Source organism: Marinomonas rhizomae (assembly GCF_003315485.1).
Classification (GTDB): Bacteria; Pseudomonadota; Gammaproteobacteria; order Pseudomonadales; family Marinomonadaceae; genus Marinomonas; species Marinomonas rhizomae.
In genome coordinates, this window is the sequence record NZ_QNSE01000005.1 from 226,306 (window position 1) to 245,309 (window position 19,004).

Here is a 19,004-nt window from a genome sequence, read left to right on the forward strand (position 1 = left end):
AATTGCTAAAAAAGCCATCTAGCTCTTCTCCATACATCCATATATTTAAAAAACTAACTATCAAAAAAATCATGGGATTTTTCAGCTGGAATGAAAATTATCTCAGGCAGCATAACAGTATCAATATTTCTCATTTTATTACCCCTTTTAATGCAAATGATTTCCATTATTAATAAAAAAATAATATATCCTCACCTTTTGTATGTGTCAAATCCAGAGCAAAAATCGGCCCTAATAAACCAAAAAGCCAGCATTTACTCTTTTTGAGTCAATGCTGGCTTTTTTGCTTAGCGTTTTAAGAAATTAAGCTAAGACACCGTATTCCAAGGTAATTGCCCAGGTGCGGCATCAACGAAGTTGAAGTACTGCTCTAGCTGATCGATCAAGTCTCGTATTACTTCATCTTGACTACAGCCATATAGTTCATAACCCAACGCACCATTGCGAATATACACATCTGCTTGCCAATGGGTATCGTATTGCGAGCTATCACTGTGCGCTTCTGGTATTTCATGCTCTGTCGCCACGACTTGGTAATAGAAGTCCAATTTTTCGTCACGCTCTAGCTGGAACGTCACGCCATTTTCCTCTCGGGTGATATTGGCTTTCCACCCATGAGTTGCTAGCTCTTTTTGTACTTCTTCCATCGCCGGTTCCACCACATCTTTAATAAAGTGTGTCACCTTGGCTTCGCCAGGAAACTTAAACAAGGTGCTTAAGCGTTTGCGCCAGTTGCCTTCATTACTGAATGCTCGGCCAGGTGTTGCTGCAGCTTCCACGGCAGCACCACGATGCCCTTCGATCACCAAGGCTCGCCATAAGCCCATCGCCGCCAACAACATAATGATGGCAAAAGGCAAAGCAGCCAAAATACTCATGGTTTGCAGTGCGCCTAAGCCACCAGCCAACAATAAGGTTGCGGCAATGATACCTTCAAGAGACGCCCAAAAGACACGCTGCCAAACTGGCGTTTCTAGCGCGCCACCAGAAGCCAATGAATCAACGACTAAGGACCCGGAATCCGAAGAGGTAACAAAGAAAGTAATAATCAAAAATACCGTGATCACTGATAAAAAAGTAGACCAAGGCAATAAATCATAGAACTGAAATAGTGCCACCGAATGATCGGCTTGCACTTCGCCAATCAATACATCCTTGCCCTGCTCCATAATCAAATACAGAGCGGTATCACCAAAAATGGCAAACCATAGAAAGGTAAATAATGTCGGAACGGCAAGCACGCCAAAAATAAACTGACGGATAGTACGACCACGGCTGATCTTGGCAATAAACAAACCGACGAACGGCGCCCAAGCGATCGTCCACGCGAAGATGAACAGCGTCCAGTTACCAATCCAATCACTTTGCGTATAAGCCTGTAGATTGAAGGTACGCTCAACAATGTTACTCAGATACGAGCCGGTGTTTTGTACGAAGGCATCAAGAATGTGAATACTTGGGCCAACGAAAAACACAATCACCATAATGAATACAGCCAGTCCCATATTCAAAATCGAAAGGTTTTTCACACCCTTATCCATACCCGCAACCACAGAAGCAATCGCGGCTAACGTGATTAAGCCAATGGCGGTGATTTGCACCGTGGTGTTAATCGGAATGCCTTCCCAAAGATAATGCAAACCCGCATTAATCTGTGTAACCGATAACCCAAGCGTGGTTGCCAAACCAAATAAGGTACCGAGAATGGCAAACACATCGACAATATGACCAATAGGACCATAAATACGATCACCAATCAGCGGATAAAGCGCCGAACGCACCGACAGAGGTAAACCATGACGAAACGCAAAATAGGCGAGCACCAGTCCCATCAGGCCATAAATACCCCAAATATGTAGCCCCCAATGGAAGTAGGCAATTTGCATCGCGTCACGAGCAGCGCTGATGGTTTCTGCACTGGCATTAGGCGGTTGGGAGAAATGTAAGACAGGCTCCGCTACACCGAAGAACAATAAGGCAATCCCGTAACCAGCGGAAAAAAGCATGGCGAACCAAGCTGGGAAACTGTACTCAGGGTCTCCATGATCTGGACCTAAGCGAATATTGCCCCAACTACTAAACCCAATACAGACCAAGAAAACGAGAAAAATAGCGGTAGCCAGCATATAAAACCAGCCAAAAGTCTGAGTCACCCAAGCCAATGCACTTTGAAACACCTCCCCTGCAAGCTCTGGATTACTTAGAGTTCCAACGATAAGAAATAGGGTAACGATAACGGTTGGAATAAATACTGGTAGCAAAATTGCGCCCGTGGCCGTCTTTTGTGAATTGGTCATAAAGGTTCCTCCTCTATGCACACTTTGACAAAAGATGACGGTAATAGCAATAAACTACTTAGACATCTAAGCATTAATCGCAATGAATGACCCCTTTAAATAGACACAAAAAAGCCAGTACCGACCCCTAATCTGTCAATACTGGCTTTGGTATTAAAATCGTATTTAGCAACTATTTTTCTTAGCTTTACCCTGATCCCGATAAAAAGAAATGTCACTAATCAGCACAATAAGATTCAATCTATTTCAATTACGGCTTAGTTATTAGTGCTGAGCCGCCACTTGCAGCGCTTTCATTTCGTCATGGCACTCTTTCATTCTGACTTTTACGCGGCGCAAAGTAACTTCACAGTTCTGAGGTTGGTTTCTTTCTAACGCGAGGTCAAGTTCTTCAAGTACCTTGTCTTCCACTTCTTCTAGCTGGTCAACATAAGTAAAAGCGGTAGATTCGCTGGAAATTTTGGACATCAATTTGGTATAAGCCTGACGCGTTTTCACCAAGTTATTCGTGTCTTCTTCTACTTCACCTTGCTGCTCAACCGCAAAGGGCTGCAGCTCTGCAACGGCTTCTGTTTTAGCGCCAATCATGCGATCAAAAAAAGCGTTATAAGTGCTGTCATCTAATTTGGTTTTCGCTTCTTGGTAGAATTCAATACCGCCGTTCATCACTTTAATAATGTCTGTAATGTGGTGGGCATGTGCAGTTTGATTTTGCATCTTTCCTCCTAAGCTCAATAGCTCCTAATTAGCGTTTCTTTTATTTCGTGTTTCCACATACATACTTAGCGATGGCAGGATCAAAAACAACCGCATTTCAAGAAATGCACTTAGACTGCATGTTTTTTGCAAAAACAGTAGGTCGCTGACAAAGCCTTTTTTCATAAATAATGAAGGAGTAACCCTTGATCTAACGCAATTTCTATCCCTTTCTTCTGTGCCACTATAACTAGGTAGCATTACGACTAATGCACCTTAGAGAAGGGAGACCGGTAATGAGTCATAAAGACATTTCAACATTTACTATTTCGACCACGGCCCCAGAAGGATTCGAACATGAACCTGATGGCTCTCGCGATTATTGGCATCACCAAGCGTTAAACACGCTACCACCTCACGATTTTATTGCACCTTATGCTCGTCATAAGACCTTGCCAACACCCGGCATTCAAAACCGTAAAGCCTGGATTGTTGGCAGTGGCATCGGCGGCCTTGCAGCGGCTTTTTACCTGCTTCGTGACGCTCACATGCCAGCTGAAAACATCACCATCTTAGAAGAAATGACGGTTGAAGGCGGTTCTATGGATGGTGCCGGCAACCCTGAAGAAGGCTACATCATCCGTGGCGGTCGAGAGATGAATTGGAACTACGATACGTTGTGGGATTTATTTCAGGATGTACCTGCAGCTGAGTTACCAGAAGGCTATTCCATTCTTGATGAATACCGCATTATTAATGACAACGATCCCAACTATTCCGAAGCACGCTTAATGCACAAATGTGGCGAATTATTAGACGCTAAAGATTTTGGTTTGAGTAAATCTCAGCAATGGGAATTGATCCGTTTGATGCTAAAACGTAAGGAAGAATTAGACGACATCAGTATCGAAGATTATTTTAGTGAGGGCTTTTTAAACACAAATTTTTGGTTTCTTTTCCGTTCCATGTTTGCCTTCAAAAATTGTCATAGTCTATTAGAAACTAAACTTTATTTGCATCGCTTCCTCGACTCCATCGATGGCTTTGCCGATATGTCGGCGTTGGTTTTTCCTAAGTACAATCAATACGATACTTTTATTAAACCACTGGCAGATATGTTACGCGACAAAGGGGTGATCTTTCAGTTTGGCACTCGAGTAGAAGACCTTGATATTTCCTTTTCTGGAGAGAGAAAAACCGTCACAGGTATTCGTGCTGTTGTCACAAAAGATGGTGAGGAAGAAGCCAAACACATTAATGTTGGACTTGGCGATTTAGTCTTCACGCTAACAGGGTCGATGACAGAACATACGGCTTATGGCGATATGGAGAACGTGCCAGAGCTCACTTGTGACAAGCATGACCCGGGGGATAATAGCGGTTGGACCTTATGGAAAAACCTTGCGAAGAAATCACCCGTATTCGGCAAACCAGAAAAATTCTACGGCAATGTAGATAAATCCATTTGGGAATCGGCCACGCTCACTTGCAAACCTTCACCCCTGATCGACAAACTGAAAACCTTGTCAGTAAATGACCCATACTCGGGCCGCTCTGTCACTGGCGGCATCATTACAATTACCGATTCCAACTGGCTATTAAGTATCACCTGTAATCGCCAACCTCATTTTCCAGATCAACCGGACGACACACTGGTTCTTTGGGTATATGGTTTATTGATGGATAAAGCAGGTAATCGTATCCCTAAAACCATGGCGCAATGCACCGGCAAAGAAATCCTCACCGAGCTTTGTTATCACCTAAACATTGAAGATCAATTGGATGACATTGTTGCCAACACCAAAGTGCGTCTCGCGTTAATGCCCTACATTACAGCTCAGTTCATGACACGTGCTGCTGGAGATCGCCCTCATGCCGTGCCAGAAGGCTGTACAAACCTAGGCTTAATTGGGCAGTTCGTCGAAACTCGCAACGATATTATTTTCACTATGGAAGCATCCATCCGCACAGCTCGCATTGGTGTTTATAAGTTGCTAAACATACCCAAACAAGTACCCGATATTAGCCCGACTCAGTACGATATTCGTAACCTGATTAAAGGTGCCAGAGCACTCAACAGCGGCAAGCCATTTATGGGGGAACGCCTGCTGCATCGATTGCTCGACAAAACCTATTTCGCACACATTTTACCGCCACTACCGGAGCCAGAGGAAAGCAAGCAATATCGATTTGAAGAAGAGATGCATGACCTACTCGGTAAAGGCAGCACAGTGATGCATAAGTTTGGCGTCTGGCTTAACTCGCTTCGTGAAAGTCTATCCGATAAAAAATAAAACTTATTCAAATCAAATGGTTATTAAATAAAAAACTGGGGAGGATAATCTCGCTTAATATGTAAATTGTACTGTGATGCAAACATATTGGACTGATAGATAAGTTTTTTATTTGGTTACTTTTAAAGTAAAGAAGCAAACAAAAGTGTTCTTCAATATAACGCTGTACTAAACAGCACAAAAAAATAAAAGAGGGAGTTTGTTATGAAAGCAGCTGTAGCCAGTAAGTTTGGTGCCATTCTAAACATTGAGGATGTTGTTAAACCCAAGATTGAACCACATCAAGTGCTCGTTAAAATTCATGCTTGCGGTGTGTGCCATACGGATTTACATGCTTGCCATGGAGATTGGCCCGTTAAACCGTCACTTCCCTTTATCCCAGGTCACGAAGGCGTTGGCGAAATAGTTGAAGTCGGCAGCGCAGTTAAGCATTTAGCCCTAGGTGACCGAGTCGGTATTCCTTGGCTGTACAGTGCCTGCGGACATTGCGAATATTGTTTAACCGGTAACGAAAACTTATGTCTTACACAGCAAAACGCAGGGTACTCTGTCGATGGTGGTTACGCTGAGTATTGCGCCGCTCACGCAGAATATGTCGTTAAAGTTCCAGAAGGTTTAGGTTACGTTGAAGCGGCCCCCTTATTTTGTGCTGGTGTCACCACTTATAAAGCACTCAAGGTTTCTGGGGCAAAACCTGGTGATTGGGTGGCTCTATTTGGTGTTGGCGGTCTAGGTCATTTGGCTGTTCAATACGCCGTTGCTATGGGATTTCGAGTCGTCACTGTCGATACAGGCGCAGCGAAACGTGAGTTGTCGATGTCACTCGGTGCCGAATACTTCTTTGATTTCAAGACCGACGATGTCGTTAAAGAAATTCTAGACACAACATCAGGTGTTCATGCCACCGTGTGTACTGCCGTTAGCAAAGCAGGCTTCAGACAGAGCTATGACGTGATTCGCCGTGGCGGTAAATGTGTCTTAGTTGGTTTACCACCAGAAGACATGCCTCTTCCTATTTTCAATACAGTACTAAACGGTGTCAGCGTCATTGGCTCCATCGTTGGTACTCGTAAAGATCTGGAAGAGTGCTTAGAATTTGCCGCACGCGGCAAGGTAAAAGCGATTATTGCTGAAAAGTCCCTAGACGATATCAATGAAATATTCGCCGATATGGAAAAAGGCGAGATTACTGGCCGCATTGTGATGTCTTTGTAACTTCTCACCTTTTAATTGTTTTTAAAAACAATGAAGCCAACCACCAAGGGTTGGCTTTTTATTAACTGCACCTTTCTTGAAATACAATAGTTAAACTGGCAGCCGCGTCGAGGCTTTCAATTCACGCAAAGAAATATTCGAAGCAATCGCAGACACACCGGGCAATTTTCTAAGCACTTGGTCTACAAAACGACTGTAATCATCTAAGTCTTTGGCGACCACTTGCAACAAAAAATCCGCCGCTCCTGTGGTATTATGGCAAGACAGCACATTGTCGCAACGTTGGATCATTTCTTCGAAAGTTTGCGTTGTTTCTGCATCGTGTTGATTACAAGTCAATTGCACAAACGCCATCACCCCAAAACCTAATTTACGACGATCAAGATTTGCTTGATAGTCGGTTATAATGCCCTCTTCTTCTAGGCGTTTTAATCGACGCCAACATGGTGTTTCACTCAACGAAAGCTCACTGGCTAATTTCGCGTTAGTTAATTTACCATCTTGCTGCATACGCCGAACAATATCAGTGTCTACCTTATCCAAAGCCGCCATTGAAAGATTCCCCTCTAATTAACCTTATATCTGAAATAGTATTTCTTAAGTTCTCTAATACACAAGGAAAAGAGCAAGGTAATTTCTAGTGTATTAAGTAGTCTATTAAGCTGACGTATTGAGCCCCAAAGGAGAAAACCATGAAAGCAGTTGTCTACGAAAGCTTTTCGGCCACACCCAAAATTATGAATGTCGAAGATCCAACACCAGAAAATCATGGTGTGGTGATCAAAGTTGAAGCCACTGGTGTTTGCCGAAGTGATTGGCACGGTTGGATGAGGCACGATCCAGACATTGTGCTGCCACACGTTCCCGGTCACGAATTTGCCGGTATTATTGAAGCCGTTGGTAAAAACGTACAAGGCTTTAAGGTCGGTGACCGAGTCACAGTGCCTTTTGTTAGCGGCTGTGGTTCTTGTCCGGAATGTCACGGTGGGAATCACCAAGTTTGCGGCAATCAAACTCAGCCAGGCTTTACCCATTGGGGCTCTTTCGCTGAATACGTATCCATCCACCATGCGGATGTGAACCTAGTCACTTTGCCAGAGACCATCGACTTCACCACAGCAGCTAGCCTTGGCTGCCGCTTTGTCACCTCGTTTAGAGCCGTCGTTGATCAAGGTAAAGTCAGCGCTGGTCAATGGGTTGCTGTGCATGGCTGTGGCGGAGTAGGACTGTCTGCCATCATGATTGCTAACAGCATTGGCGCCAACGTCATTGCCGTAGACGTAACAGACGATAAACTTGAGCTCGCAAAAGCCTTAGGCGCCTACGCTACAATTAACGCCACCAATGTAGCAGACGTTGCAGAAGCGATTAAAGAGATCACTCGCGGCGGAGCCCATGTGTCAATCGATGCTCTTGGCCATCCAACAACCTGCATCAACTCTATTAAGAGCTTGAAAAAGCTTGGCAAGCACGTGCAAGTTGGTTTGTTGTTAGCAGAACAAGCAACACCGCCGATTCCGATGAATTTAGTCATCGCGCATGAACTCGAAATAATCGGCAGCCATGGCATGCAAGCGTTTCGTTACGACGCTATGCTAGCGATGATCAAATCAGGCAAACTCAGTCCAGAGAAACTGCTTGGCCAGACCATTAGCTTAGAAGAATCCATTGCGACACTAACTAATATGGACAAGATTAACCCTCCAGGTGTGACTATCGTCACTCATTTCTAAGCTCTATTTCATGCGATAAAGAAAGAGTGCTTGCCTCGAAAAGTGAGCGCTCCCATTTAATCGAATAGAGTTTCATGGCGCTAAAGGTGTAAACCCCGTCAATTAGATTAGAATAGGCATTCAGACGCACAACTCTACAACAAAAAAAGCAGGTTGAACTTTCACCGAGCGGAGTCGGAATGCCATTAAAAAAACTAGAAAAGCTGACACAGGCGGCCAATACCTACAAAACCATTTTAAATGCGATGGAAGAGTGGGTGGTCATTGTTGATCATCAGGCGAAAATCTTTTTTATTAATCGACCTTACGCGCGTTTTCTTGGTGTAAAAGCCGAAGATGTCATGGGGAAAAAAGTTACCGATGTGATTGAAAATACGCGCATGCACATCACAGTACAAACCGGTCAGGCAGAGCGTTTATCCTTCCAAAAAATTTTAGGCAGCAATATGATTGCCAACCGCTTTCCCATCATTGAGCAAGGTGAAGTCATTGGCGCAGTTGGCACCGTTATCTTCCACGACACGCACGAATGGAAACAGATCAACAGTCACATCAAAGCCCTCTTAGCCGAACACGATTTCCACCGTCAAAAAAGTCTCACTGCCGACAAGGTCGAAACCGGAGCCAACTTCCACCTTAACGACATCATCGGTGACAGTCAGGTGATGAAGTCCCTCAGCTCTAAAGTCACCCAAGTGGCATCTGGCGACGTGACGGTGTTAATTCGCGGCGAATCCGGCACCGGTAAAGAATTGTACGCGCACGCCATTCACCAGCTCTCGGATCGCGCTGAGTTTCCTTTTATCAAAGTCAATTGCGCGGCCATTCCCGAAAACTTGCTCGAAAGTGAATTGTTTGGCTACGAAGAAGGCGCATTTACTGGTGCAAAAAAAGGTGGCAAAGCCGGTAAATTTCAACTCGCCAACGGCGGCACTTTATTTCTCGATGAAATCGGTGATTTACCGCTATTAATGCAAGCCAAATTATTACGCGTATTACAAGACCGCGAGGTCGAATCTGTTGGCGGCACGCGCTCTACACCACTCAATATCCGACTCATTACTGCCACACATAGACCATTAGAAAGCTTAATTGAAAGCGGCGACTTCCGAGAAGACCTATATTACCGAATCAACGTCGTTGCCATCGATTTACCGCCGCTAAGAGAACGTCGTGACGACATCGCCAAACTGGCGGATTTCTTCCTGCAGAAGCTATCCCGAAGAACAGGACGCCGCGCCCCAAAACTGACCGTGCAAGCCTTAACCGCCATGCTGGCGTACAACTGGCCGGGCAATATTCGCGAATTAGAAAACGTCATGGAAGCCGCGTTTTATACCAGCCACGATCGTAAGATCCCATTGTCTCTTTTGCCACCTCAACTCGCACAAAATGGGACATCCATTCAAGAAAACGCCATACAGCCAAACTTGGCTCAACCGAACGCCAGTAGCTTAAAAGAACAGCTAAATCAGGTTGAACGCAACATCATAAAAACCGTACTCATCGAGTGTGGAGACAACAGGACAAAAGTCGCCAAACAACTTGGCATTAGCAAATCCACTCTGTACGAAAAGCTCGATAAACATGGCATCAGTTGATCGCTGCTGCCTAAAGCTCATAAAAAACAATCAAAACTATCCGATTATTCGGACTAAGTCTTATTTATCGGACGGTTTCTTGCGTTTAAAAGAGCATTCTGGCGAATTATTCGTCCGATTTTTCGGAATATGGTTGTCGTAATTTTGAAAGACTGTGTCATGAAATATCTAAGCAATTGAAAATAAAGGTTTTTTAATTTATGGCACCTTTCTTGATTTAGCTAGTCCCAGCACCACAGCACGCCATGCTTTGTCAGGAACACACAGCGCTATGGCTTGTAACCGCACACACAATAAAAATAATAGGATTAAAAACAATGAAAAATGCTTTGATAACAGCAACTTGTTTAACTACATTGAGCTTCGCGATGCCGTCTTACGCCGACTTCGATAAAGTCCGTTGGCAAGTCCCTATGGCATTCTCTTCGTCCTTAACAGCATTGGGTGATGCCATGCCAGAAGTATCCAAAATGTTGAGCGAATCCAGTGGCAAAAAAGTAAACCTACAAGTGTTTGAACCAGGTACCCTGATTCCACCACTGAGTATTTTTGACAATGTCAGTGCTGGCAACGTGTCTGCAGGGTATTCATGGATGGGCTACGAATGGGGACAAATCCCTGCTGCGGCGCTGTTTGGCGCGACGCCATTCGGTCTTGAATCCAACGAATTTACCGCATGGATGTATTATCACGACGGCGACAAAATGCTCAAAGAGCTGTTCAAGCCTTACGACGTCTACCCTATTTTGTGTGGCACAATCAGCCCAGAAGCCGCAGGCTGGTTCCGCAAAGAAATCAACTCCGTTGAAGATTTAAACGGTCTTAAGTTCCGCGCAGCGGGCCTTGGCGGTGAAATTATGTCTGAATTCGGCATGTCGATTAACGTCTTCCCGGGTGGCGAACTCTACCAAGCTCTCGAAACTGGCGTGCTCGATGGCACCGAGTTTTCGATCCCAACCGTGGATGAGCAACTTGGCTTCTATCAAGTCGCTAAACATTATTACTTACCGGGCTGGCACCAACCGTCCACGAACCAATTCCTCTACATCAACTTGAATGATTGGAACAAGCTAAACAAGCAAACTCAATCCTTAATCGAAAATACCTGTGTGGCCGCCAATACCATGTCTTTGGCGAAATCCGAAGCGTTACAAGGCGGAGTATTAGAGAAGTTCAAGGAAAAAGGTGTTCAGCTTCACCAGTATTCTCCCGAGATTCTAAGCGCGTTTGAAAAAGCCACTGACAAGGTTATGGCTCGTCATTCAGCTGAAAATCCAGAGTTCGCGAAGATTTATTCTTCAATGAAGGCCTTCCAAAAAGAACACAGCACTTGGAAAAAGTTCGGGTATTTGCCACGTGATTGGGGCACAAAATAACTCTATTTGAACCCTATTAGAGTGAGTCGGCATCATACGATGCCGACGTTTTTCACTGGATGTACACCATCCGGAATCAAAGGAGAGGCAAATGTCCGATCAATCAACTGAATTGAATTTGGCTGAAATCGAGGCGAGGTTATCGCATTCCAATATCGCCGCATTACCACACACCAAGGTGTCGCTATTTTTGGAGTCTTGCATTGAGAAAATGGGGCAGTTCGTGTCTTGGATTTGGCTACTTCTCATGCTCTTAATCGTTGGTAATGCGTTAATGCGCTATTTTTTCAACACCACATTTGTTGCGCTGGAAGAATTGCAATGGCACCTGTACGCCGTGGGCTTCATGCTGGGGCTGTCTTATTGTTTTATCCACGATGGCCACGTCCGAGTGGATGCGTTGGCCGAACATTGGTCCATGAAACGACGTGTTTGGATCGAAGTCTTCGGCATTAGTCTATTACTGTTACCTTTTTGTTTTGTGATGTTTAACTATGCCCTTCCCTTCGTTGAACGCTCCTATCGCCTTAATGAAGTTTCGCCGTCTTTTGATGGCTTACCCATGCGCTGGGTGCTTAAGTCATTCATTTTAATTGCACTGGCGTTATTAATCATGGCAGCCGTTTCTCGCTGGCTCCGCTGTGTTGCCTTTCTAAACGGCGCGTTAACCAGTCGCCCTTCAAACGACTAGTCATTAGGGGAAGTTTGTGTTCGAAACATACGAGTTATTAGTTATTGCCATGCTTGGCAGTTTCATTTTATTGATTTTTTCTGGCTTTCCCGTCGCGTGGATATTGGCGGGATTGGCGATTATTTTCAGTGTCATTGGTGTAACGACATCACAGTATTTGGACTGGGACACCTATTATATGAATGATTGGCGCATTTACGGCACCATCATCCAACGCATTTTTGCTCAAATGAGCAACTGGGTGCTCGTGGCCTTGCCGATGTTTATTTTCATGGGATTAATGCTGGAACGTTCTGGCGTGGCCGAACGTCTGATGGTCAATTTTGTAAACCTGTTCGGCCGTTTCCGTGGTGGACTCGGTGTGGCAGTGATCTTGATCGGTATTTTATTTGCCGCTTCAACTGGCATTGTCGGTGCGTCTGTCGTGTTGTTGGCCATGTTGTCTATGCCTGTGATGCTAGAACAAAAGTACTCGCCTTCATTTGCCAGCGGCATTGTCGCCTCTTCAGGCACCTTAGGGATTTTGATTCCACCCAGCATCATGCTGATTATCATGGCCGATCAGCTGTCTTTATCTGTCGGTAACTTGTTCATGGGCGCGCTGATTCCCGGCTTGTTGCTTGGCGGTCTTTATATTACCTACGTCATTCTGTCGGCTATTTTTAATCCGAAAGTCTGCCAACCACCACAGAATTTACCCCCCGTTACCATGGCGTTAATTTGGGACACGCTGAAAGCGATCTTCCCGCCGCTGGCGTTAATTTTGTCGGTTTTGGGCTCTATTTTCATGGGTATTGTATCGCCAACTGAAGCTGCGGGTGTAGGGGCATTTGGTGCGACCTTGTTGGCCATCATTAACAAACGCTTCAACATGAAAATGCTCGCTGAAGTGTGCCGAAAAACCACCATCACCACGTCGTTTGTGTTCGGCATCTTTTTAGGTGCAACAGCCTTTGCTGTGGTGCTCAGAACCCTGGGCGGTGATGAGTTCATTAGTGACTTATTGCAAAGTATTCCTCTGTCGCCTACGGGCATCATTGTGGTGATTTTGTTAATCGCCTTTGTCGCAGGTTTCTTTTTGGATTGGCTGGAAATCAGTTTGATTTTGCTTCCTTTGGTTGGACCGGTTGTGGTTGCGTTGGATTTCAATTTGGTGTGGTTTGTAGTGCTTTTTGCTTTGGCGCTACAAACCTCTTTTTTGACGCCTCCTGTCGGCTTCTCACTCTTTTATTTAAAAGGTGTCGCGCCGCCAAGCGTCACCACACTGCACATTTACAAAGGCATCATACCTTTCGTTTTGTTGCAGTTACTGGCGGTATGTCTGGTTTTCATTTTTCCAGATCTTGTACTTTGGTTGCCAAAAGCTATTTACGGCTAACTCTTTTGATTACCCGTTTGGAGAATGATCATGACAGATAAAACGGTATTGATTACAGGCGCGGCCAGCGGTATCGGCTTGGAAATTGCCCATGCGTTTCTAAAAGCAGACATGAAAGTCGCCATTTTGGACTTCAGCCCACAAGCCATAGACGCGGCCAAAATACAACTCGCCGCGTTCCACCAACATTGTGCGTTCTTTGCTTGTGATGTAACTAACGAGGCGCAGTTTATGGGTGCCATTGATGACGTCGTTGCACAGTTCGGCGGTATCGATATTTTGATCAACAATGCGGGCGTGCAATACATTGCACCAATAGAAGAGTTTCCATCGGACACTTATCGACGCTTGCTCGACATCATGCTGATTGCCCCTTTTTTGGCGATAAAGAAAGTGTTGCCGCTAATGAAAAATGCTGGTGAAGGGCGCATTATCAACATGGCATCGATCAATGGTTTAATAGGCTTTGCTGGTAAAGCTGGCTATAACTCGGCCAAGCATGGGGTGATCGGTTTAACCAAGGTCGCCGCGTTGGAAGCGGCACCATTTGGTGTGACAGTGAATGCGCTTTGCCCAGGTTACGTGGATACGCCGCTGGTACGAAACCAGTTAGAAGACCTCGCCAGAACGCGAAACACCTCTCTCGACAACGTCTTAGACGAAGTCATTTGGCCGCTGGTGCCACAAAAACGTTTGCTTAACGTAGAAGAGATTTCAGACTATTGTTTGTTTCTCACCAGTCCATCGGCAAAAGGGGTAACAGGACAAGCCATAGTGATTGATGGGGGCTATACCGCGCAGTAAGTGTGAGTTGATCATCGCAATAAAAAAGCGCTTGCCGCTAAGGTAAGCGCTTTTTTAGACTTATTTGAGTCAAAACAGCAGTTAAGCTTGGTTTTGCTCTAAATGTAAATCAGACAAGTTACCTGCGTCTGGATCGTTGTAAATGCGCTCATCTAACTGACCTTCACTCTTGGCCACCACCGTAGATACCATCGCATCACCAGACACATTGACCGCAGTACGAACCATATCTAACAAACGATCAACACCCAGAATCAAACCAATGCCTTCTATCGGTAACCCCACTTGAGAAAACACCATCGACAACATAATCAAGCCGACACCTGGAACACCTGCGGTACCGATTGACGCCAACACAGACATAAAGATAACGGTTAAATAGCCCATCATGCCAAGTTCTACATTATAGATATTGGCGATAAAGACTGTCGCCACACCTTGCATGATAGCCGTACCATCCATGTTAATGGTCGCTCCAAAAGGCACCGTAAATGACGCCACCGAGTTTTTCACTCCCATACGTTGCGTCACAGTGCGTAAGGTTACTGGAATGGTCGCATTGGAGCTTGAAGTACTAAAAGCAAACACCTGTGTGTTACGCATTTTCTTCATAAAAGTCACTGGGTTCAAACCAGACAAGACTTTCAGAATCAATTGTAACGTCACAAAGAGGTGGAATAACAACACACCAATTAAGACCAATACATAACCAAGTAATTGGGCAAGTAAATCCATACCCAAGTCAGCAATGGCTCTGGCGATCAAACAGAATACAGCATAAGGTGCAACCGCCATGATGATGTTAACCATCTTCATCATGATTTCATTCAGCGCTTCAATAAAATCGCTCACAACGGTGGCTTTTTTTCCGACCATTAAAATACTCACGCCAAACATAATCGAGAAAAAGATTACTGGCAACATATCACCTTGGGCCATCGCACTAATTGGGTTGGATGGAATAATATTGATCAAAACAGTTGAAAGTGGTGGTGATGCTTTACCCGAAAAGTTCGCGGAAGACTCTGCGTTCATCCCTTCGCCAATACCAAACCCTGTTGCGATAGTCAGCGCTGCGGCAATGGCGATTGCTGTGGTCACTAGGTATAAAAGGAAAGACTTAGATCCGATTCGTCCCAACAGCTTAATATCACCGATACCGCACACACCACATACCAAAGAAAAGAAAACCAAAGGCACGACAAGCATTTTCAGCGCATTTACAAACATGCTACCTACGACTTTAAACGCACCATCGGTTAAGTAGCTGTTTGCCCATGTTCCATCTGCATTTAGCCCTGTTAAGTTGAGGACCAACCCCACAAGGATACCAAACACCATCCCAAGTAATACTTTAAATGTTGTATTCATAACAATCCCTCTAATTCCATTTGTTCTATTGATTTGGATCGCAAAGTGGTTACGACTCTAAAATAAAAGTCACACATATTACAGGCTATTATAGAGCATAAAAAGCCACTTGCTTCGCTATGGAAGAAAAGACTGTGCCATTTTCAATGAAGGGAAGAGGTAACGAAAACTGTCAACCCTATGCTTTTACCGCTTGATAAAAGCATAAGGAAAACTGATCAAGTATTTGAATTTCGGATCTCACAAAAAGCTAACGCATCTTTAAGTGGTAATGGATGGCAGAAAAAATACCCTTGTATTTTTTGAGCGCCTAACTCTTGCAGCACTTCTAATTCTGCCAAGGTTTCTACACCTTCACCCAGCACCTTACTTTTAGTTTCTTTTGCAAAACCAATTAGTGCGGCCACAAGCGCTCGTTTTCGATGATCTGTATTGATATCAGCAATTAAACTTCTATCCAATTTTATAATATCCGCTTGTAGTTCCAAGATATGTTGAAAGCTTGCAAAGCCAGCTCCGGCATCATCAACAGCAAGGCGCATACCTTTATCGCGAAAGCGTTGAATATCGCTTCTAAATGCCTTGTAGTCTGGAATCGATTCTCGCTCGGTTACTTCTAGAACGATACGATGCAAAGGGACTTTATCTAACATAGCTTGCAGATGAGGCGACGCCAGATGTTTCGGAGAGACATTTAACGCGATGTAATATTGCTCAGGGATAGCTGGCAACTGATTTAAAGCCTCTTCAATAGCAAACAACTCCAACACTTCCCCAAAGCCTGACGCATTGGCTTTATTGAACCAATAATCAGGCGAGCGATATGGCTCTGTTTGAAAACGAGACAAGCACTCAAAGCCTTTAATAGACCTTGTTCTAAAATCATAGATAGGCTGCAGTACGATAGAAAGCTGCCGGTTATGAATAATGTCAAAAATGTTGTCGCGTGCTGCCTCATGCAACCTAGACACGGTTAGTTCTTTTTCTATATTACGCGCGGCAAATTTTGCGAAGAGCATTAAAATAGACAGATCTTTATTCGATAGAGACTCATCTGCGTGTTCACTGAAACAACACAGCGTGCCATAAATAGAATCGTCCGAAAGGTAAATAGGAACACCGATATAGCTGCCTATGTTTAACGCTTTTGTTATCGCTAACGCTTTCGTAATATCATTTTTTGATGTGTCAGGAATAATATTAGGTAACTTTTCTTCGGCAATTAAGTGACAGTAAGTGACCTCATTTATATCTTTATGACCTGTATTAAGAAAGACTCTACAGCTTTCACTTTTGTCGACGTGTAACATCTCACGATGACCGTCTTGGAAACGAGACAAAAAGGCAATATCTACCCCTAGATGCTGTCGAATAGTTTGCACCAGGTACCCTAAGTCATAATGAAGCGAGCCTGCTGAAGTCTCTTTCTCTATCTTACTTTGATTTTGAACACCCCAAATAGCCGCCATTAAATCGACACTATTATTTGCTTTTAGCATTATTGTCTCGTGTAATCTCGAACTCTAAAGAGCTCATTAATATATTAGGAATGATGGCACTCACCCCAAGACGTAGATAAAACATACCAAAGGCAATAAGCCTATTTCCGTAATTTTTCGATGCCATTACGCAATCAGACAAGTCTAGCGTTTTTCCTAACGTCATTACGTAAAAAAATGAATATTTAAGTAAACAAGACAAACACAAAAACATCACGCCCAATGTTTTTTGCTAAATTATGTTTAGCTGTAGAGAACTATTAATAAACGACCTCAACATATACAACTGACGACGCGGCATGATCTGCATACTTCTTGCACAACTTGATGGCATTCTGAAAACAGAAATTATGTTGGTATTTAAGGTATATTCAGATGTAGAAGACATGTTTTCTGCTGGCGTTAAACCTTTCATTATTATTTGGAGTATTCGATTATGAGTCACCTTCACACTGGATCTTGCCTATGCGGCGCAGTGAAATTTGAATTAGACGGTGAGTTCAAAAAGTTCTTTTTATGCCATTGTAGCCGTTGCCGAAAAACCTCAGGTACAGCTCACTGCGCTAACTTATTTGCACCGGGTGCGAGGCTAAACTGGTTAAGCGGAGAAGATAAGTTAAGCTTTTATCGATTGGAAAATACGAACTTTGCTCGTACTTTCTGTTCCGTATGCGGATCCAATATGCCTACCGACGCTAAATCACGAGGTTTGGTCGTCGTTCCTGCTGGCTGCTTAGACACAGATGTCGATTTAACTCCGCAGGCACACATATTTATGGACAGCAAGGGTAACTGGGATACTAATTCCAACAGTCTTCCTACGTTTGCCGCCATGCCAACCAGTTAAACGCAGCGTCAAAAAGTCCCCCTAAATCACACAATTATATAAGGCTATAACACGAGCCAGATGCTCTATGGCCTTATCGATTACTCGACTAGGAAGCCCCTCTCTGCTCTATAAAACAAACCTTAACAAAAATCATCAAAGATCTTACCTACTTTAGAAAACGCTTTAGATACTATGTAAGTGAAAATTTAAATCGTATCTAAGGAAGTAAAATGCCGTTGAAAATTTTGTTAGTGGATGACAGCAAAGTGAGTCGCCTTGCCTTGTCGAAAAGCTTAAAAAAAATTGATGACTCACTTATTATTTTTGAGGCCAACGGGGCCGATGCCGCCGAAGAACTTCTCAAAACCGAATCAGTAGATCAAATGTTAGTTGATTACAACATGCCAGATCGCAACGGTTATGATTTGGTGAAAGTTGTGTCTGTGTCATACCCAAGCATCAAGTTAACCTTAGTGACTGCAAATATTCAGGATACTATTAAAGACAAGGTTCAATCGTTAGGTGTAGGTTTCATTGCAAAGCCTGCAAAAATAGAAGAGCTTGCTGAGATAATGGGTTCTTAATGATGAATAACTTTTTAACTGAAGACGAGTTTGACTTAATGGTCGAACTTGTCAACATTGGAGTTGGTAAGTCCGCAGCATCCTTATCACAAATTGCTCAAGAAGAAGTGGTTTTGTGCGTGCCAGCTTTAGAGTTTTTAAGCTTAGATGATGCGACAACTGCTTTTCAGGAACGACTCCCAAATTCGTTGACCGGTGTCAGTCAGGAGTTTTTAGGTTTTTTCTCCGGGAAAGCAGCCCTGTTATTTCCTGAATCCCGTAGTCTCGATCTTGTTCATGTGATGTTGGGCGATGGTGAGGCTCTCGAAATTGAAGTAGACGCAGAACTAGAAGAAGAAGCCTTGTCGGAATTAGGTAATATTCTCCTTAATAATTGTTTATCTACCATCTCAAATATACTCAATAAGCCTCTAAACACACTGTTGCCAAATACCTTTCATACTAACCCGGAACAGTTAACTGACCACCTTATCTTTCAAAAGAAAAAAGATACCATTATTATGCTTTTGAAAATTGATTTCAGTTTGAAAAGTAGAGATCTATCTGGACACTTGGTTTTTGTTATTGACTTTTCTGAAAACGGTTCATTTAAATCAACTTTAGATAATTATCTTAAGAGTTTAGAAGAGAGTTAAT

Annotated in this window: 17 protein-coding genes; 12 read left to right on the forward strand and 5 right to left on the reverse strand. The window is 43.8% G+C overall.

The window, feature by feature from the left end; translation table 11 throughout:
* Positions 1–308: 308 nt before the first annotated feature.
* Together DFP80_RS07855 and DFP80_RS07860 are read right to left on the reverse strand one after the other, a co-directional pair.
* Positions 309–2,297: a BCCT family transporter gene (locus DFP80_RS07855; protein WP_113916248.1), complete on the reverse strand. Its 1,989-nt coding sequence runs from the start codon at positions 2,295–2,297 to the stop codon at positions 309–311.
* Between the two features lie 264 nt (positions 2,298–2,561).
* Positions 2,562–3,014, reverse strand: coding sequence for a PA2169 family four-helix-bundle protein (locus DFP80_RS07860; RefSeq protein ID WP_113916249.1), 453 nt, complete (start codon positions 3,012–3,014; stop codon positions 2,562–2,564).
* A gap of 275 nt (positions 3,015–3,289) precedes the next feature.
* On the opposite strand from DFP80_RS07860, the gene DFP80_RS07865 reads away from it, so the two are divergent.
* A complete protein-coding gene (locus tag DFP80_RS07865; RefSeq protein ID WP_113916250.1) occupies positions 3,290–5,287 on the forward strand; it encodes an oleate hydratase in 1,998 nt (665 codons plus the stop codon).
* 204 nt (positions 5,288–5,491) lie between these two features.
* A complete protein-coding gene (gene adhP, locus DFP80_RS07870; RefSeq protein WP_113916251.1) occupies positions 5,492–6,502 on the forward strand; it encodes an alcohol dehydrogenase AdhP in 1,011 nt (336 codons plus the stop codon).
* Positions 6,503–6,592: 90 nt separating this feature from the next.
* Here adhP and DFP80_RS07875 read toward each other — a convergent pair whose 3' ends face one another.
* On the reverse strand, positions 6,593–7,054 hold the full coding sequence (locus tag DFP80_RS07875; RefSeq protein WP_113916252.1) for an Lrp/AsnC family transcriptional regulator: 462 nt from the start codon (positions 7,052–7,054) through the stop codon (positions 6,593–6,595).
* A 140-nt stretch (positions 7,055–7,194) separates the two neighbouring features.
* On the opposite strand from DFP80_RS07875, the gene DFP80_RS07880 reads away from it, so the two are divergent.
* The 6 genes from DFP80_RS07880 (at position 7,195) to DFP80_RS07905 (ending at position 14,085) form a co-directional block, all read left to right on the forward strand.
* Positions 7,195–8,235, forward strand: a complete 1,041-nt coding sequence (locus DFP80_RS07880; RefSeq protein ID WP_113916253.1) for a zinc-dependent alcohol dehydrogenase family protein — start codon at positions 7,195–7,197, stop codon at positions 8,233–8,235.
* Positions 8,236–8,414: 179 nt separating this feature from the next.
* A complete protein-coding gene (locus tag DFP80_RS07885) occupies positions 8,415–9,836 on the forward strand; it encodes a sigma-54 interaction domain-containing protein (RefSeq protein ID WP_113916254.1) in 1,422 nt (473 codons plus the stop codon).
* 317 nt (positions 9,837–10,153) lie between these two features.
* Positions 10,154–11,212, forward strand: a complete 1,059-nt coding sequence (locus tag DFP80_RS07890; RefSeq protein ID WP_113916255.1) for a TRAP transporter substrate-binding protein — start codon at positions 10,154–10,156, stop codon at positions 11,210–11,212.
* Positions 11,213–11,303: 91 nt separating this feature from the next.
* A complete protein-coding gene (locus tag DFP80_RS07895) occupies positions 11,304–11,903 on the forward strand; it encodes a TRAP transporter small permease subunit (RefSeq protein ID WP_113916256.1) in 600 nt (199 codons plus the stop codon).
* 16 nt (positions 11,904–11,919) lie between these two features.
* Positions 11,920–13,281: a TRAP transporter large permease gene (locus DFP80_RS07900; protein ID WP_113916257.1), complete on the forward strand. Its 1,362-nt coding sequence runs from the start codon at positions 11,920–11,922 to the stop codon at positions 13,279–13,281.
* A 30-nt stretch (positions 13,282–13,311) separates the two neighbouring features.
* On the forward strand, positions 13,312–14,085 hold the full coding sequence (locus DFP80_RS07905) for a 3-hydroxybutyrate dehydrogenase (RefSeq protein WP_113916258.1): 774 nt from the start codon (positions 13,312–13,314) through the stop codon (positions 14,083–14,085).
* 81 nt (positions 14,086–14,166) lie between these two features.
* Here DFP80_RS07905 and DFP80_RS07910 read toward each other — a convergent pair whose 3' ends face one another.
* Positions 14,167–15,456, reverse strand: a complete 1,290-nt coding sequence (locus tag DFP80_RS07910; protein ID WP_113916259.1) for a dicarboxylate/amino acid:cation symporter — start codon at positions 15,454–15,456, stop codon at positions 14,167–14,169.
* Between the two features lie 218 nt (positions 15,457–15,674).
* Complete coding sequence (locus DFP80_RS07915) at positions 15,675–16,955, reverse strand: sensor domain-containing phosphodiesterase (protein WP_113916260.1); 1,281 nt, start codon at positions 16,953–16,955, stop codon at positions 15,675–15,677.
* A 299-nt stretch (positions 16,956–17,254) separates the two neighbouring features.
* Here DFP80_RS07915 and DFP80_RS20645 point away from each other — a divergent pair, with 299 nt between their 5' ends.
* The 4 genes from DFP80_RS20645 to DFP80_RS07930 all read left to right on the forward strand — a co-directional run bounded on the left by DFP80_RS20645 (position 17,255) and on the right by DFP80_RS07930 (position 19,003).
* On the forward strand, positions 17,255–17,395 hold the full coding sequence (locus tag DFP80_RS20645; protein WP_158601356.1) for a hypothetical protein: 141 nt from the start codon (positions 17,255–17,257) through the stop codon (positions 17,393–17,395).
* Complete coding sequence (locus tag DFP80_RS07920) at positions 17,392–17,802, forward strand: GFA family protein (protein WP_113916261.1); 411 nt, start codon at positions 17,392–17,394, stop codon at positions 17,800–17,802. The genes DFP80_RS20645 and DFP80_RS07920 overlap by 4 nt, the downstream gene beginning before the upstream one ends.
* A gap of 212 nt (positions 17,803–18,014) precedes the next feature.
* A complete protein-coding gene (locus tag DFP80_RS07925) occupies positions 18,015–18,368 on the forward strand; it encodes a response regulator (protein ID WP_113916262.1) in 354 nt (117 codons plus the stop codon).
* Positions 18,368–19,003 carry a hypothetical protein gene (locus DFP80_RS07930; RefSeq protein WP_113916263.1) on the forward strand — a complete coding sequence of 212 codons (636 nt, stop codon included), beginning with the start codon at positions 18,368–18,370 and terminating at the stop codon, positions 19,001–19,003. The genes DFP80_RS07925 and DFP80_RS07930 overlap by 1 nt, the downstream gene beginning before the upstream one ends.
* Position 19,004 lies beyond the last annotated feature (1 nt).

What these genes read in the sequence shown, in the direction of transcription:
- DFP80_RS07885 (WP_113916254.1), top strand. Translation starts at nt 8,415, where the DNA reads ATGCCATTAAAAAAACTAGAAAAGCTGACACAGGCGGCCAATACCTAC.
- DFP80_RS07905 (WP_113916258.1), top strand. Translation starts at nt 13,312, where the DNA reads ATGACAGATAAAACGGTATTGATTACAGGCGCGGCCAGCGGTATCGGC.
- DFP80_RS07865 (WP_113916250.1), top strand. Translation starts at nt 3,290, where the DNA reads ATGAGTCATAAAGACATTTCAACATTTACTATTTCGACCACGGCCCCA.
- DFP80_RS07890 (WP_113916255.1), top strand. Translation starts at nt 10,154, where the DNA reads ATGAAAAATGCTTTGATAACAGCAACTTGTTTAACTACATTGAGCTTC.
- DFP80_RS07920 (WP_113916261.1), top strand. Translation starts at nt 17,392, where the DNA reads ATGAGTCACCTTCACACTGGATCTTGCCTATGCGGCGCAGTGAAATTT.
- DFP80_RS07910 (WP_113916259.1), bottom strand. Translation starts at nt 15,456, where the DNA reads ATGAATACAACATTTAAAGTATTACTTGGGATGGTGTTTGGTATCCTT.
- DFP80_RS07925 (WP_113916262.1), top strand. Translation starts at nt 18,015, where the DNA reads ATGCCGTTGAAAATTTTGTTAGTGGATGACAGCAAAGTGAGTCGCCTT.
- DFP80_RS20645 (WP_158601356.1), top strand. Translation starts at nt 17,255, where the DNA reads ATGATCTGCATACTTCTTGCACAACTTGATGGCATTCTGAAAACAGAA.
- DFP80_RS07880 (WP_113916253.1), top strand. Translation starts at nt 7,195, where the DNA reads ATGAAAGCAGTTGTCTACGAAAGCTTTTCGGCCACACCCAAAATTATG.
- DFP80_RS07915 (WP_113916260.1), bottom strand. Translation starts at nt 16,955, where the DNA reads ATGCTAAAAGCAAATAATAGTGTCGATTTAATGGCGGCTATTTGGGGT.
- DFP80_RS07855 (WP_113916248.1), bottom strand. Translation starts at nt 2,297, where the DNA reads ATGACCAATTCACAAAAGACGGCCACGGGCGCAATTTTGCTACCAGTA.
- adhP (WP_113916251.1), top strand. Translation starts at nt 5,492, where the DNA reads ATGAAAGCAGCTGTAGCCAGTAAGTTTGGTGCCATTCTAAACATTGAG.
- DFP80_RS07895 (WP_113916256.1), top strand. Translation starts at nt 11,304, where the DNA reads ATGTCCGATCAATCAACTGAATTGAATTTGGCTGAAATCGAGGCGAGG.
- DFP80_RS07875 (WP_113916252.1), bottom strand. Translation starts at nt 7,054, where the DNA reads ATGGCGGCTTTGGATAAGGTAGACACTGATATTGTTCGGCGTATGCAG.
- DFP80_RS07930 (WP_113916263.1), top strand. Translation starts at nt 18,368, where the DNA reads ATGATGAATAACTTTTTAACTGAAGACGAGTTTGACTTAATGGTCGAA.
- DFP80_RS07860 (WP_113916249.1), bottom strand. Translation starts at nt 3,014, where the DNA reads ATGCAAAATCAAACTGCACATGCCCACCACATTACAGACATTATTAAA.